Origin of the sequence: Actinophytocola sp. (assembly GCF_035942955.1) — a bacterium.
Lineage (GTDB): Bacteria > Actinomycetota > Actinomycetes > Mycobacteriales > Pseudonocardiaceae > DASYTH01.
This window is the reverse complement of the sequence record NZ_DASZCQ010000115.1, coordinates 1-14,179: the sequence shown is the minus strand read 5'-3', so window position 1 is coordinate 14,179 and position 14,179 is coordinate 1. Positions and strand designations below refer to the sequence as shown.

At 72.1% G+C, this 14,179-nt stretch carries 14 protein-coding genes; 7 read left to right on the top strand and 7 right to left on the bottom strand.

Features of this window, described 5'->3' with window-relative positions; all coding sequences use genetic code 11:
- Together VGX25_RS11385 and VGX25_RS11380 are read right to left on the bottom strand one after the other, a co-directional pair.
- The coding region (locus VGX25_RS11385) for an HNH endonuclease signature motif containing protein (RefSeq protein WP_326917622.1) at nt 1-1,062 on the bottom strand (1,062 nt) is incomplete at its 3' end.
- Nucleotides 1,063-1,404: 342 nt separating this feature from the next.
- Nucleotides 1,405-3,045, bottom strand: coding sequence for a glycoside hydrolase family 13 protein (locus VGX25_RS11380; protein WP_326917621.1), 1,641 nt, complete (start codon nt 3,043-3,045; stop codon nt 1,405-1,407).
- A 65-nt stretch (nt 3,046-3,110) separates the two neighbouring features.
- Between VGX25_RS11380 and VGX25_RS11375 the strand changes: the two genes are divergently transcribed.
- Nucleotides 3,111-3,662 (top strand): hemerythrin domain-containing protein, encoded by a 552-nt coding sequence (locus VGX25_RS11375; RefSeq protein ID WP_326917620.1) that lies wholly within the window; start codon nt 3,111-3,113, stop codon nt 3,660-3,662.
- Nucleotides 3,663-3,666: 4 nt separating this feature from the next.
- Here VGX25_RS11375 and VGX25_RS11370 read toward each other — a convergent pair whose 3' ends face one another.
- A complete protein-coding gene (locus tag VGX25_RS11370; protein WP_326917624.1) occupies nt 3,667-4,851 on the bottom strand; it encodes a PP2C family protein-serine/threonine phosphatase in 1,185 nt (394 codons plus the stop codon).
- A 172-nt stretch (nt 4,852-5,023) separates the two neighbouring features.
- On the opposite strand from VGX25_RS11370, the gene VGX25_RS11365 reads away from it, so the two are divergent.
- Nucleotides 5,024-5,377 (top strand): anti-sigma factor antagonist, encoded by a 354-nt coding sequence (locus tag VGX25_RS11365; RefSeq protein ID WP_326917619.1) that lies wholly within the window; start codon nt 5,024-5,026, stop codon nt 5,375-5,377.
- Here the strand turns inward: VGX25_RS11365 and VGX25_RS11360 are convergent.
- The gene (locus VGX25_RS11360; protein ID WP_326917618.1) at nt 5,364-5,810 is read right to left on the bottom strand and encodes a DUF6292 family protein; all 447 of its coding nucleotides are present in this window, start codon (nt 5,808-5,810) and stop codon (nt 5,364-5,366) included. The genes VGX25_RS11365 and VGX25_RS11360 overlap by 14 nt on opposite strands.
- Before the next feature lie 172 nt (nt 5,811-5,982).
- On the opposite strand from VGX25_RS11360, the gene VGX25_RS11355 reads away from it, so the two are divergent.
- Nucleotides 5,983-6,561 (top strand): hemerythrin domain-containing protein, encoded by a 579-nt coding sequence (locus tag VGX25_RS11355; RefSeq protein ID WP_326917617.1) that lies wholly within the window; start codon nt 5,983-5,985, stop codon nt 6,559-6,561.
- A 252-nt stretch (nt 6,562-6,813) separates the two neighbouring features.
- Here the strand turns inward: VGX25_RS11355 and VGX25_RS11350 are convergent, their stop codons facing one another.
- The gene (locus VGX25_RS11350) at nt 6,814-8,319 is read right to left on the bottom strand and encodes a glycoside hydrolase family 3 protein (RefSeq protein WP_326917616.1); all 1,506 of its coding nucleotides are present in this window, start codon (nt 8,317-8,319) and stop codon (nt 6,814-6,816) included.
- A gap of 104 nt (nt 8,320-8,423) precedes the next feature.
- Between VGX25_RS11350 and VGX25_RS11345 the strand changes: the two genes are divergently transcribed.
- Nucleotides 8,424-9,872: a phospholipase D family protein gene (locus VGX25_RS11345; protein WP_326917615.1), complete on the top strand. Its 1,449-nt coding sequence runs from the start codon at nt 8,424-8,426 to the stop codon at nt 9,870-9,872.
- Here VGX25_RS11345 and VGX25_RS11340 read toward each other — a convergent pair.
- Together VGX25_RS11340 and VGX25_RS11335 are read right to left on the bottom strand one after the other, a co-directional pair.
- Nucleotides 9,869-11,041 (bottom strand): winged helix DNA-binding domain-containing protein, encoded by a 1,173-nt coding sequence (locus VGX25_RS11340; RefSeq protein WP_326917614.1) that lies wholly within the window; start codon nt 11,039-11,041, stop codon nt 9,869-9,871. The genes VGX25_RS11345 and VGX25_RS11340 overlap by 4 nt on opposite strands.
- A 33-nt stretch (nt 11,042-11,074) precedes the next feature.
- Nucleotides 11,075-11,734: a DedA family protein gene (locus VGX25_RS11335; RefSeq protein ID WP_326917613.1), complete on the bottom strand. Its 660-nt coding sequence runs from the start codon at nt 11,732-11,734 to the stop codon at nt 11,075-11,077.
- A 376-nt stretch (nt 11,735-12,110) separates the two neighbouring features.
- Here VGX25_RS11335 and VGX25_RS11330 point away from each other — a divergent pair, with 376 nt between their 5' ends.
- Genes VGX25_RS11330 through VGX25_RS11320 form a run of 3 tightly spaced genes read left to right on the top strand, consistent with a single transcriptional unit; the run spans nt 12,111 to nt 14,160 of the window.
- A complete protein-coding gene (locus VGX25_RS11330; protein ID WP_414635766.1) occupies nt 12,111-13,076 on the top strand; it encodes an ABC transporter ATP-binding protein in 966 nt (321 codons plus the stop codon).
- On the top strand, nt 13,073-13,927 hold the full coding sequence (locus tag VGX25_RS11325; RefSeq protein WP_326917612.1) for an ABC transporter permease: 855 nt from the start codon (nt 13,073-13,075) through the stop codon (nt 13,925-13,927). Before VGX25_RS11330 ends, VGX25_RS11325 begins: the two co-directional genes overlap by 4 nt.
- On the top strand, nt 13,924-14,160 hold the full coding sequence (locus VGX25_RS11320) for a helix-turn-helix transcriptional regulator (RefSeq protein WP_326917611.1): 237 nt from the start codon (nt 13,924-13,926) through the stop codon (nt 14,158-14,160). Before VGX25_RS11325 ends, VGX25_RS11320 begins: the two co-directional genes overlap by 4 nt.
- Nucleotides 14,161-14,179: the final 19 nt, after the last annotated feature.

Sequence of the window (14,179 nt, the reverse complement as noted above, 5' to 3'; positions counted from 1 at the left end):
TTGAGCAGTAGCGCCGCCGTGTAGCCAATGGCGAATGTGGTGTGCGTCGCACCAGCGGGGGCGCAGGTGGCAGCCGGGGAAGGCGCAACCTTTGTCCCGGGCGATCAACGCGGTGCGCAGCTTCGGTGAGACCAGGCGGTGGGCTCGGCCCAGGTCGAGGGGCACGGAGTCACCGTTGAGCACGATCGGGATGATGTCGGCGTCGCAGGCGATCCGTCGGGCGGCCTGGGGGCACAGCACGGCGCCGCCTTCGGTGGTGGCGATGCCGGTGCCCTCCAGCAGCGCGTTGAGGTCGACGAACACGGTGAGGTTGGGTTTCTCCCCACCCTGGCTCGGGCGCTGGTCGGACTTGGCGGCCAGGTCGATGACCGCGCACAACGCGTCGCCGTACCGCTCATCGGCGGGGCGGGTGTCATCGGCGGTGGGCTTGGCCACCGGGCCCAACAACGCTTCCAGGGTGTCGGCGGGCTCACGGTCGATCCGGCCGGCGAAGCGCATGCCGCCGTCGCGCGTGCGTTGGTAGCGCAAGGAGTTGCGGGCCGACGCCGTGTCTTCGTCTGTGGGGGCGGGGCCGTCGGGGTTGAGCCGGTCCAACAGGATCCGGCCGTGCTCGCGCACCACCCGGGGTTCGCTGGTGCGGGCGGTGACCGCCAGCGTCGACTCGACCAGCTCCCGATTCTGCACCGAGGTGTCTTCGGGGAGTTGTTTGAGGACCTGGGTGACGGCGTCGATGTGGTCGCCGTCGATCACCCCGTCGCGCAGCGCTTGCCGCATCGAGGGCAGCGGCGCCGGGCTGACATGCCCGGTGGGAGTCACGGTTTCGGTCACCTGCGTGGCCTGGGCCACCATCCGAGCCGTCTCCCGCCGAGACAGGCGGGTGGCCTCAGTAAGATAGGCCGGCAGGCTGGAATACCCGGCCTGGGACGCCACTTGTTCGCGTTGCATTTCCGCGACCAGATCCAGAATCTCCGCGTCCAACAACCGGCGTTGGGTGAGTTTGTCCACCAGGGCAGCCGTGAGTTGCTCCCCGGCGGGGACGGGAACATTCTGCGGCTGACTCACATAATGATTCTACCGCGCCGGTCGGACATTTCCCGGGTGCCGCACCGACAACCACCTGTTCGGGGTCCGGGGATCGGGCGGGCCAAAAGGGCAGGGGCACCCTGCCCCCTTTTCCTGCCCAGGTGCCGCGTGCGAGGCTCATTGTCAAGGGTCGCGGCCAATTAACAACATTTGCACTATTTCTCGTAGTGCCGCGATCGCGCAGCGACGCCGAAGGCGCCCTTGACAATGAGACGCGGCACCTACAATCCGCCCGACCCCGGACCCCCAATCACCCCCCGGCACACCACCCCCCGGGACCCACCAACATCACACATTGCCCCCGGGACCCCTCATCTCATCTCATCCCGAGAGCCAAGCCGCCGCATCCCCGGGAAGCCGCCCCCGGTCCAACGGCGCACTCACCAATAATGGCTCCGCACCACCGGGAAGCTTAACAGGCTCGGACGAAAGGTTGACCGCGCAAAGAAACCCGGGATCCCGAGCGAAGAGAAGCACCTCCGCCGGAGCATCGAGCCACCGCATCGTGCCGTCCCCCAAGGCGGGGTGGCTGCGCCGAAGCCGAAGAGCGGACCGGTACAACTCGAGCATCGAGTGTGGATCCCCGCTCTGCGACTCGACCGTGTAGTCCTTCCACGCGGTGGGCTGCGGCAGCCACGGCCGGGCCGTCGCGGCCGGGCCGAAGCCGAACGGCGGCGTGTCCCCGGACCAGGGGATCGGTACCCGGCAGCCATCGCGCCCACGGACCGTGTGGCCGGAGCGCTCCCAGGTGGGGTCCTGGAGAAGCTCCTCAGGCAGATCCTCCACTTCCCACAGTCCCAACTCCTCACCCTGGTACAGGTAAGCACCCCCCGGCAGAGCGAGCATCAGCAGCACCGCGGCCCGAGCCCGGCGCAGACCCAGCTCAAGGTTGACCGGCTCGGTGGACTCCGTCCGCGGTCCCCTGGCGCCGGTGTGCGGCCGGCCGTACCGGGTGACATGCCGGGTCACGTCGTGATTGGACAGTACCCAGGTTGCCGGCGCCCCGACCGCGTGCAGCGCCGCCATGCTGCTGTCGATCACCTCGCGGAGCCGTGCCGGGTGCCAGGAGCAGCGGAGGAAGTCGAAGTTGAACGCCGAGTGCAGCTCGTCCGGGCGCACGTACCGGGCGAGCTGCTTCGGATTGGCGACCCAGGCCTCGGCGACGAACGTGGCGTCCGCCGGATGAGCGTCGATCATGCGCCGCCAGGACCGGTAGATCTCGTGCACCTCCTCCCGGTCCCAGTGGGGATGGTTCAACCGATCCGGTGGCTCCATCACGTCCTCGTGGTCGACCCCCAGGTCGGGCAGCCCGCGCTGCTTGATCAACCCGTGCGCGACGTCGATGCGGAACCCGTCCACCCCGAGGTCGAGCCAGAACCGCATGATGTCAAGGAACTCGGCATGGACCTCCGGATTCTCCCAGTTCAAATCGGGCTGCTGCGGCGCGAACAGGTGTAGGTACCACTGCCCGGCGACGTCGTCGGGCCCCCGGCTCCAGGCGGGCCCGCCGAAGACGCTGCGCCAGTCGTTGGGTGGGGCCGAGCCGTCGGGGCCGCGACCGGGCCGGAAGACGTAGCGGTTCCGCGCGGCGGACCCGGGCTCGGAGGCGAGGGCTTCCTGGAACCAGGGGTGGCGGTCCGAGGTGTGGTTGGGGACCAGATCGATGATCACCTTGAGGTTGTGGGCGTGGGCCTCGGCCAGCAGCAGCCGCGCCTGGGACAGGGAGCCGAACCTGGGTTGGATGTCCCGGTAGTCGGATACGTCGTAGCCGCCGTCGGCCATCGGCGACGGGTACCACGGGGTGATCCAGATGGCGTCGACGCCCAGGTCACGCAGGTAGGGCAGGCGGGTGCGGAGGCCTTCGACGTCGCCGTCCCCGTCGCCGTTGCCGTCGGCGAAGCTGCGGAGGTAGACCTCGTAGATGACCGCGCTGCGCCACCAGTCCGTTGTCGGCTCGCTCATAGCTCCACCCCTACACGATTCGCGCCGAAGGTGTGTTCGCCCGCCGCACGGGTAATCCGTGCGGCATGGATGTCGTGGACATGATCATGGATGATCACCGTGAGGTCGAGCGGTTGTTCGAACAGCTCAAGCAGCATCCGGAGAAGCGGCCGCTGCTGACGCCGACCCTGGCCATGCTGCTGACCGCGCACAGCCGGGCCGAGGAGGCCGAGGTGTACCCGGTCGCCCGGGAGGAGGCCGGCGAGACCGACGAGGTCAAGCACAGCCAGCAGGAGCACGCCGAGGCCGAGCAGCTGCTCAAGCGGCTCACCGAGACCGACCCGGAGTCGCGGCGGTTCGACGACGTGCTGACCGAGCTGGTCAAGTCGGTCACCCACCACGTCAAGGAGGAGGAGTCGACCGTGCTGCCCGGCATGCGGCGGCACATGGACGCCGCGCGCCTCGCCGAGCTGGGCCGCAAGTTCGCCGCCAGCCGCGCCGCGCACCTCGGCGACCGTCCCGGCGAGGCGAGCCGGGAGGAGCTGGCCGCCCAGGCGCGCAACATGGGCCTGTCCGGCGCCTCGACGATGAGCAAGGAGGAGTTGGCCAAGCGGTTGGCGAAGTCGGCCACGCGCTGACCCGTCACCCGGCGTGGCTGAGCAGGGCCAGCGCGAGGTCGTCGTCGAGCCGGCCGCCGTTGAGCCGCTCGATGGTCGCGATCAGCTGATCCAGCACGGCGCCCCGGCCGTCCCGCCGGCCGGGGTCGCCGCGCAGGATGTCCAGCGCGAGCTCGACCATGTTGTCCTGGCCGAGCCGCTCCGGCCCGCCGTCGACCCGGCCCTCGTACACGCCGTCGGTGTACAGCAGCAGCGACCAGCCCGGGTCCAGCTCCACCTTCACCGGCTCCCAGGTGGCGTCCGGGACCACGCCGAGCGGCACGCCGAGATTCTCGTCCGGCAGCAGCCGGCCCTGTCCGTCGGTGACCAGCAGCGGCGGCGGGTGCCCGGCCAGCACCATCCGCAGCGACCGGCGGTCGGCCGCGACGCTGACCATGCACAGGGTGACGAACAGGGGCCGGATCCGCTCGTGCACCAGCACCCGCTGCGCGTTGGCCAGCACCTGCGCCACCGGCAGGCCGGCCAGCACCAGCGACCGCCACGCGATGCGCAGCGCCACGCCGAGCGCGGCCTCGTCCGGCCCGTGCCCGCTGACGTCGCCGATCATCACGTGCACGGCGCCGTCCGGCAGCTCGACGGCGTCGTAGAAGTCGCCGCCGAGCAGTGCGCCCCTGCGTCCCGGCCGGTACCGGGTGGCCAGGGTAAGCGCGGTGTCGGTCAGCAGCGGGCTGGGCAGCAGCCCGCGCTCCATCCGGCTGTTCTCGCTGGACTGCAGCTGTTCCTGGAGCAGCAGCCGCTCGGCCTCCTCGGCCCGCTTGCGCTCCCACGCCAGGCGCAGCGCCTTGACCAGCAGCGGCCCGTCCACCTGATCCTTGACCAGGTAGTCCTGCGCGCCGGCGGCCACGGCGGCGGCGCCGGTCAGCTCGTCGTGGTGCCCGGCAAGCACGAGCACGGCGGTGTCGGGGGCGTGGTGGCGCAGCCGGGTCACCCCGGCCAGCCCGCCGTTGTCCGGGCTCTGCAGGTCGAGCAGGACGCAGTCGGCGCGCACCCGCGTGCCGAGCGCGTCGGCCAGGGTGGCCACCCGGTCGAGGTCCACCGGCGCGCCGGACTTGTCGAGCAGGTCCGTCACCAGCCCGGCGTCGGCATCGTCGTCCTCGATGAGCAGCACCCGCAGCCGGTAGCCGGGGGCCAGCCGCGACGCCGCGACCACGTCCTCGTCGGAGCGCCCGCGGCGCAGGGGTTTGAACAACGCCGGTCCGAGTTCCACGCGTCGTCGAATGCCCCTCCCAGCACTGCCCAAAACCCCCAAAAGTGGCCGAGCAATTGGAGGCGGTCGCCGAACGGGGCTATCGTCGGAACTGGTCGACGGAAGGGCAACGGTCGTGGAACGTGTGCTGCTCGACCTGGCGCAGGAGATGGTCGGCGACGCCGTGGTGGTGCGCGCCGCCGGGGAGATCGACCTGGTCAGCGCGCCGGAGTTCCGGTCACACCTGGAACGGGCCTGTGCGCACGCCACCCCACCGGAGCACGTCGTCGCCGACCTGACCGGGGTGTCGTTCCTCGGCTCGGCCGGCCTGTCGGTGCTGCTGGACATCGACGAGCGCTGCCGCAACCGGCACACGCCGCTGCGGGTGGTGGCCACCTCGCCGGGCACGGTCCGGCCGCTGCAGGTCACCGGCCTCGACCGGGTGCTGAACGTGGTCGCCTCGCTGACCGAGGTGCCTAGACCTCGCTGAACGGCGTGTCCGACGGCTCCAGGTAGGCGGACAGGCGGTCGTAGAACCCGTCGTCGACGAAGGCGGCGCGCAGCGCGGGCGGGTCGGGTTGGCCCGGGTAGCCGTCGGCGCGCAGAGCCTCGACGAAGTCCACGAGCACGCCGGGCGGGGGCAGCACGTCCCAGCCGAGGTAGCACAGGACGATGATGTCGTCGCCGGTCGCCGTCTCCAGCGCCGCCGCCCAGCCGTTCTCCTCGTCCCAGACCAGTGCGAGGTCGTGGTTGGGATAGCCGGGCAGCCGGCCGTCCAGCGCCACGTAGGCGGTCGCCCGATCGTCCACGTCCCAGCAGCACGCCTCCGGACCGATGCCCAGCGCCCGGCAGACCTGCCGCAGGTAGTTGTGCAGCCCACGGCAGGCCGCCCCGTACGGTTCGGGTTCCACGGTCGTTCCCACCGCCCTCTCCGGACCCCCAGCGGCTCCCGCATACCCACAACGACGGCGGGCCAACCCTCGTTTGGCCGACAAACCACCGGGTACCTCGACAGGGACAAGAACTCCGCCGCGACCACGGGATGAGTCGGGGTGCCCGTGGCGCGGCGGTGCCACGCCCGAAGGGAGCGGCTGCATGACCGGGAACGGCGACCGACACGACGGCCTGGACGGCGACCGGGACGTGATCGAGCTGCTGATCGAGCAGCACGGGCAGATCCGCGCGCTGTTCGCCGAGCTGGAGGGCGCCGTGGGCGATCGGAGGCGGGATGCCTTCCGCCGGCTCGTGCGGCTGCTCGCGGTGCACGAGACCGCGGAGGAGGAGATCGTCCACCCGACCGTGCGCGGCACCGAGGACGGCGCGGCGATCGTGGACGCCAGGGTCGCCGAGGAGCACAGGGCCAAGGAGTTATTGTCCACTTTAGACAAGATCGGTCCGGACGCGGACGGCTTCGACACCCTGCTGATCCAGCTGCGCGACGACGTGCTGGCGCACGCGGCGCACGAGGAGCGCGAGGAGTTCCCGCGGCTGCGCGAGGCGTGCGCTCCCGACCGGCTCCGGCTGATGGCGCTGGCGGTCAAGGCGGCCGAGTCCGTCGCGCCCACCCGCCCGCACCCCGGCATCGAGAGCGCCACGGCGAACCTGCTGCTCGGCCCGCCGATGGCGATCATGGACCGGGCCCGGGACATGATCAGGGGCGCGCTCGGACGCTGAGTTTATTAGCTCGGGCAAGGCCGCCGGTCGCTGTGTCTTCTAGCTCGGGCAAGGCCGCCGGTCGCCTTCGGCGACGGCCTCGGGTCGGGTTGCGTATGTGGTTGCGGGCCGGTGTGGGTGGTTGGGTGTCTTGGGTGGTTGGCTGACGACGCCGGCGGGCAGGGGCTCGTTCCTCGCCCCTGCCCTTGTCGTCGTGCGGCGACCGCCCTCGCCAAAGATTTGCGACCCCAGCGCAGTTTCGAAACACGCCTTTTAGGCCAGTTTTTGGGTCAGCACCTCGGCTGCCGCGTCCGCGCACACCTTGGCCGCGCCGTGGGTTGCGACGTAGATCGCGCCGAGCGGCCGCGGGCCGGGCACCCCCAGCTCGACCACCGCGGCGTCCGGGCGGGCCGCGAGCAGCCGGTCCAGCGTCGCCGACATCCAGGCCTGCCGGTGCGCGTCCCGCACGACCAGCACCAGCGGCCGCCCGGCGGCCGGCTCAAGCGCCGCCTTGTCCACCTGCTCGGGATCCTCGAGGTCACCCTGGTAGAGCCGGACCGCCGTGGTGCCGCGGCGCAGCCGGGCGAGCAGTTCGGCCACGCCCCACGGCGTCCCCCGGTCGATCGCCTGGTGCAGCGCCGGCGCCAGCTCGACCACGTGCGGCGCCGCCGGCAGCGGCAGCGTCCCCCCTGGCCGGACCGTGACCCGCACCGCCCGTCGCGCCGCGACCAGCCCCACCGGCTCACCCCCGGCCGCCGCCACCGGCTCGGTCCGCGCGGTCGCCGTCCACGCGGCCAGCTCCCGCACCCGCGCGGCCGCGTCGGCCAGCCGGTCCTCCGGCAGGTCCCCGGTCATCACGGCGTCGACCAGGGCGGTACGCAGCAGCTCCACGGTTCCCTCGTCGGCCAGCCCGCCGCCGACGCAGATCGCGTCCGCCCCGGCCGCGATCGCCCCCACGGCGGCGCCGGCCAGCCCGTACCGGTCGGCGACCGCCCGCATCTCGATGCCGTCGGTGATGATCAACCCGGTGAACCCGAGCTCGCCGCGGAGCAGGTCGAGCAGGATCCGCGGGCTCATGGTCGCCGGCACCGCCGGGTCGTAGGCGGGCACGAGCAGGTGGCCGGTCATGATCGCCTTCACCCCGGCGTCGACCGCCGCCCGGAACGGCGGCAGCGCGGCCAGCGCAATGTCCTCGGCGGTCCCGTGCACCGTCGGCAGCGCGAGGTGGGAGTCCACGCCCGTGTCGCCGTGCCCCGGGAAGTGCTTGGCGCACGCCGCGACCCCGGTCGACTGCAGCCCGCGCACCCACGCCGCGGTGTGCCGTGCCACCAGCTCCGACCATGCGCCGAACGACCGCACCCCGATCACCGGGTTGTCCGGGTTGGAGTTGACGTCGGCGTCCGGCGCGTAGTTCACCGTCACGCCGACCGCGGCCAGGTCCCGCCCGATGTCGCGGGCCACCGCCTCGGTCAGCTCGAGGTCGTCGACGGCGCCGAGGGCCAGGTTCCCCGGCCGCGAGCTGCCGTGGTCCACCTCCAGCCGGGTGACGTCGCCGCCCTCCTCGTCGATGGCCACGAGCACGTCGGGGTTCTCCCGCCGCATGGCGTCCACCAACGCCCGTACCTGCGCCGGCTCCTCGATGTTGCGGGAGAACAGCGCGACACCGCCCAGCCCGCCGGCCAGCCGCCTGCGCAGCCATGCGGGCGGCGCCGTCCCCTCGAACCCCGGCTGGAGCACGGCATCGGCAAGACCGAGCAGCACGGAGCTGCGAGCAGACATGGGCGGCAACCTCTCCACGACGCCCCGGCGACAAGCGCCCAGATTGGTCTAAACCATAGCCGGTGTCAAGTTTCGGGCCCGCCCCGCCGGTGTAACCCGGGGCCATGAGCAGGGTTCGGGCACTGGTGGACTGGCTGGACGAACGGCTCGGCGACCGGCTGGAAGGGCTGCTGAGCGAGCACCACGCCCGCCGATTACGCCGGCTCGGCTGGGGATCGGTGCTCGACGGGGACCGCGGCGGGTTCGCCGCGCGCGCCCCGGTCCGCGACGGCAACCGGATCGACGTGCTGATCGACGGCGAGGAGGCGCTGCCGGCCATGCGCGCGGCAATCGAGGGCGCGACCTCGTCGGTGCACATCGCCAACTGGCATGCCAGCCCCGACTTCCGGCTCACCCGCGAGCCGGGCGCCCCGACCCTGCGCGAGCTGCTGACCGCGGCCGCCAGGCGGGTGCCGGTCCGGGTGCTGCTGTGGGCCGGTCCGCCGGTGCCGGCATTCGAACCGACCAGGACCCAGGCCAGGGCCACGCAGGCGGAGCTCGCCCGCGACGGCGCGGTGCGCTGCGCGCTCGACGCCCGCGAGCGCACCCTGCACTGCCACCACGAGAAGCTGATGATCGTCGACGGCGGCACGGCGTTCGTCGGCGGCATGGACTTCACCGCCCTGCAAGGAGATCGGCACGACAGCCGCGAGCACCCCGCCGACCGCCCGCTCGGCTGGCACGACGTGACGGCCAGGCTCTCCGGTCCGGTCGTGGCCGACGTGGCCGACCACTTCCGCCGGCGGTGGAACGAGATCACCGGGGAGCAGCTGCCCCCGCCGGCCGTACCCGAGCAAGCGGGCGGCACGACGGCCCAGCTCATCCGCACGATCCCGGAGCGGACCTACGAGTTCGCGCCGCGCGGTGAGTTCACGCTCCTCGACGGCTACCTGCGCGCGCTGCGCTCCGCCCGGCGGCTGGTCTACCTGGAGAACCAGTTCCTCTGGTCCCCGGAGATCACCGAGATCCTCATCGACAAGCTGCGCCGGCCACCCGACCCGGCGTTCCGGGTGGTCCTTCTGCTGCCCCGCAGGCCCAGCAACGGCGCCGACACCACCCGCGGGCAGCTGGCCCGCCTGATCGACGCCGACGACGGCGGCCGGCGGCTGCTCGGCGCGACGATCACCGCGCACGACGGCGAGCGCTCGGCCCCGGTCTACGTGCACGCCAAGATCGGCATCGTCGACGACGAGTGGATGACGATCGGCTCGGCCAACCTCAACGAGCACTCACTGTTCAACGACACCGAGGTCAACGTCAGCACCGACGACGCCGACCTGGTCCGGGCCACCCGGCTGCGCCTGTGGGCCGAGCACCTCCAGCGCCCGGTTTCCGACGTCGACGGCGACCCGGCCGACGTCGTCGACCGCCTCTGGCGCCCCACCGCCGAGGAGCAGGCCGAACGCCAGGCGGCCGGCCTCCCTCCGACCCACCGGCTCACCCTGCTGCCCGGCGTCTCCCGCCGCGCCAGCCGACTCCAGGGCCCGCTGCGCGGCCTCCTGGTCGACGGCTAGCCCAGCAGCTCGCGCTCCACCGGCGACGCCGTGCGGGCGCGGGGGGAGAGGCGAACAGGGCCGAGCCGCTCGGTGAGCTCAGCGGCGGCCCGCTCGATCGCCGCGACCCTCTCCGAGCCGACGTCGTCAAGCAGGCGGTAGGCGATCTCGCCGGACCTGCGCTGGGCCCAGCCGCCGACGATCCGGCCGTCGCACCAGACGGTAGGGGAGACGTTGCCGGTCCGGTCGAACAGCGCCGTGCCGTGCCCGCCGAGGTAGAACTCCCGGTGGGTCCAGCCCATCGGCGTGGGGTCGAGGGCCGGCAGCAGCGCCACCCATGGCTCGGGTTCGGGCTCCGGCTCGAGGTCGTCCGGCAGGACGAGGCCGGGCCGGCCGTCCAGGTCCACCTCGACCGCGCCGATCCGGGCGAGGGCACGCCGGGTCGGCGTCACCGCCCAGCCGGTCCACCAGCGCAGGTCGTCGACCGTGGCCGGGCCGAATGTGGCCAGCCAGCGGCGGGCCAGCTCCGCCTCGGCGTCGGTGACCGGCAGGTCCGGCAGCCCGCCCGGCCACCAGCGCTCCGCCGGGCTCCAGCGGAACTGGGTGGAGGTCCACGAGCCCAGCGGCCGGCCCCGCACGACGCGTCCCTCCGCGGCGAGCAGGAGCAGCACCCGGCTGCCCACCCGCACCTTGCCCTCGTACGCCTTGCCCCTGGCCAGCACGATCTCCGCGCGCAGTCGCGGGTCGTCCGCGCTGAGCTCGGCGGCGGTCGCCTCGCCGCGCGCGGCCAGCGCCCGCAGCGCGGCCTCCTCGACGCCGGCCAGCCAGCGCTCGGCGTCCTTCGCGTCAACGATCCCGGCCGCGCTGAGCCAGGACAGCAGCTGCCGGCGCTCCCTGGCGGCGACCGCCAGGGAGCAGGCGGCCCTGGCGATCGGGGCGACCTCGGTCGGCAGCACGAACACCGTGCGGCGCATGCACAGCAGCCGCAGCAGCGTCCGGTCCTCGTAGAGCGCCCGCTCCAGTGCGGTGGCGTCGCCGTCGTGCATCCGGGCCCACGCCGACAGGTACACGGTGGTCGGATCGGTGCCGTGCAGCGCCACCATGGCGCGGGCGACGTCGACCGGATCGGGCGCGCGGGCCTCGGCGGCGAGCAGGTGCCGGCGGGCGAGCCGAACCCGCCGCTGTTGCACCGTGATCCTCACAAGCGCGCGACTGTACCCGGGCTAGTTCACCGGGGCGTCGAACCGGCTGGTGGCGTACGCGGGCGACTCGGGCGGCCGGCGCCGGGCCCACAGCCGCCGCCCGACCTCGAGCAGCACCATGATCACGGCGCCGATGCCGAGCGCGAGCGCCATGCCCCCGAGCATGTTGTGCTGGAAGGTGGCCCCGCCCAGGTAGCCGATCAGCGCGCAGTACGCCGCCCAGACGCTGGTGGCGATCACCTCGACGATCAGGAACCGGCGCAGCGGGTAGTGCAGGGCGCCGGCCGAGAGCATGGTGGCCACCCGGCCGCCCGGGATGTACCGGGCCACCATGATCAGCATGCTGCCGTGCCGCCGGAGCTGGGCCTTCGCCCACTCGTGCCGGCGCCGGCCGCGCTCGTCGGCCGTCAGCCGGGGCAGCACGAACGCGCCGCCGCGCCGGCCGATCAGGTAGCCGAGCAGGTCGCCGGCCAGCGCGCCGGCCGCGGCCAGCACGATGAGCACGATCAGCGGGCGGGGATCGGGCGCCACCAGCACCCCGACCACGATCACCGAGGTGTCGCTTGGCATGAACGGCAGCAGCGCGTCCAGCGCGGACACCACGAAGACGATCGCCCACAGCCAGGGACTGCCGAGCATGCCGTCGAGCAGCTCGGTCATCCTGTTCAGCAGATCAAGCATGAGCGGCCCCGTGGGTCCGATCCGCGGATGCCCCGCCGTCCTCGATCTTGGCAGCGGGGTGGCGGAACGCTACACCTGCCACCCGATCGGGTCGACGGCCGCACGGCTGCGTCACCCCATAGCTGCGCACGGCCATCCTCCCCTCGGTCCACTCGCTACAACAGATGGTGGCAGGTGAACATGCCCGAAGACCACGAATTGAGGTTCATCCCAGGGGAATATCAGGGAAACCCCGACCACGGGTGCATCGCGGGTCCACCCACGGTCTGATGCGCGCTCAACCACCACGTGCTTCGGGAAGTAGAGCTATTGAAGTATGTAGTAGGTCTGCTATCTTTCGCACAAGGCATCGTATGGGGAGGTGGTGTCGATGGTGATGGTCAGTGCGGTGGACTCGTCCGCTCACCCAGCGGAGTCATCCGCCGAGCCGGTGGTGATCGAGGCGCGTGACCTGCGGATGCGTTACGGCACGCTGGACGTGCTGCGCGGGATCGACCTCGTCGCGCGCCGCGGTGAGGTGGTCGCCCTGCTCGGGCCGAACGGCGCCGGCAAGACGACCACGATCGAGATCCTGGAGGGGTTCCGGGCGCGCTCGGCCGGCGAGGTCAGCGTGCTCGGCGTCGACCCGATGTCCGCCGACGAGCGGTGGCGAGCCCGCATCGGTGTGGTGCTGCAGTCCTGGCGCGACCACGGCAAGTGGCGGGTGCGCGAGCTGCTGCGCCACCTCGGCCGGTACTACGCGCCGTACGGCATGCCGGGCCGGGAGCGCCCGTACGACGTGGACAAGCTGCTGGCCACCGTCGGCCTGGCCGACCAGGCGGATCAGCGGATCCTGACGCTGTCCGGCGGGCAGCGCCGCCGGCTCGACGTCGCCATCGGCATCGTCGGCCGGCCGGAGGTGCTGTTCCTCGACGAGCCCACCGCCGGGTTCGACCCGGAGGCGCGCCGGGACTTCCACGACCTGGTGCACCGGCTGTCCGACCTGGAGGACACCACGATCCTGCTCGCCACGCACGACCTGGACGAGGCCGAGAAGCTGGCCGACCGGATCCTGATCCTGGCCGCCGGCCGGATCGTCGCCGACGGCAGCGCCGAGGCGCTGGCCCGGCGGGTGGCCGGGAAGGCCGAGGTGCGGTGGAGCCGGTCCGGCGAGCACTACCTGCACACCACCGACGACGCCACCGGGTTCGTCCGGGAGCTGTTCGCCCAGCACGGCCAGGGGATCGACGACCTCGAGGTGCGCAGGGCGTCGCTCGAGGACACCTACATGGCGCTGGTGCACCGGCACGAGGCGGGCCAGGGCGTCGAGGCGGCGGCCGAGTTCGAGGAGGCGCGGCGATGAACCCCACGGCGTACGCGCTGCGCATCGGGCTGGCCCGCGGCTGGATCGAGTTCCGGGCCACGATCACCAGGCCGCAGGAGCTGTTCGGCAACTACCTGATGGTGCCGGTCGTGCTGCTCGGCGTGCTGTTCTTCATGCGCGACACGACCGTCGCGGGAACCACGCTGCCGCTGGCATCGCTGTCGCTGCCCGGTGTGATCGGCATGATGCTCGTATACGGCCCGATGACCGCCGTGGCCGTGCTGCTGTCCGCCGAGCGCGAGGACGGCACGCTGCTGCGGGCCAAGGCGGTGCCCAACGGCATGGTCGGGTACGTGACCGGCATGATCACGCGGACCGCCCTGGACACCGTGACCTTCCTGGTGATCCTGCTGATCCCCGGCGTGCTGCTGTTCGACGGGCTGTTCGCCGGCGGACCCGGCGGCCTGCTGACCCTGCTGTGGCTCGGGTCGCTCGGACTGGTGGCCAGCGTCCCGCTCGGATTGATCATCGGCTCCGTCGTGCGCAGTCCGCGAGCGGTCGGCGGCTGGCTGTTCTTCCTGTCCGGCGGGCTGGTCGCGATCTCCGGCATCTTCTACCCGATCACCGCGCTTGCCGGCTGGCTGCAGGGCATCGCGCAGGTCTTCCCGTTCTACTGGGTGGGGCTGGGGATACGCTCGGCGTTGCTGCCGGACGAGGCGGCCGCGGTGGAGATCGGCCAGTCCTGGCGGCACCTGGAGACCGTCGCGGTGCTCGGCGCGTGGTCCGTCATCGGGCTGCTGATCGCGCCCGTGGTGCTGCGCCGGATGGCCCGCGGGGAATCCGGGTCCAATGTGGAGGAACGCCGGCAGAAGGCATTGCAGCGCCTATGACTGAGACGATCTACAACCGGATCGCGATGTTGCGTGTGGAGCGTGGGATCACCCGCCGGCAGCTCGCCGACGCGCTCGGGGTGCACTACCAGACGGTGGGCTACCTCGAGCGCGGCGAGTACAGCCCCAGCCTCTACCTGGCGCTGCGGATCGCCGAGTACTTCGAGGTGCCGGTCGAGGTGGTGTTCTCCACCAAGCCGTTTCCCCGCATCGGCGACCGCGAGGTGTCGTGAGTCCTTTGTGGTGCTACAG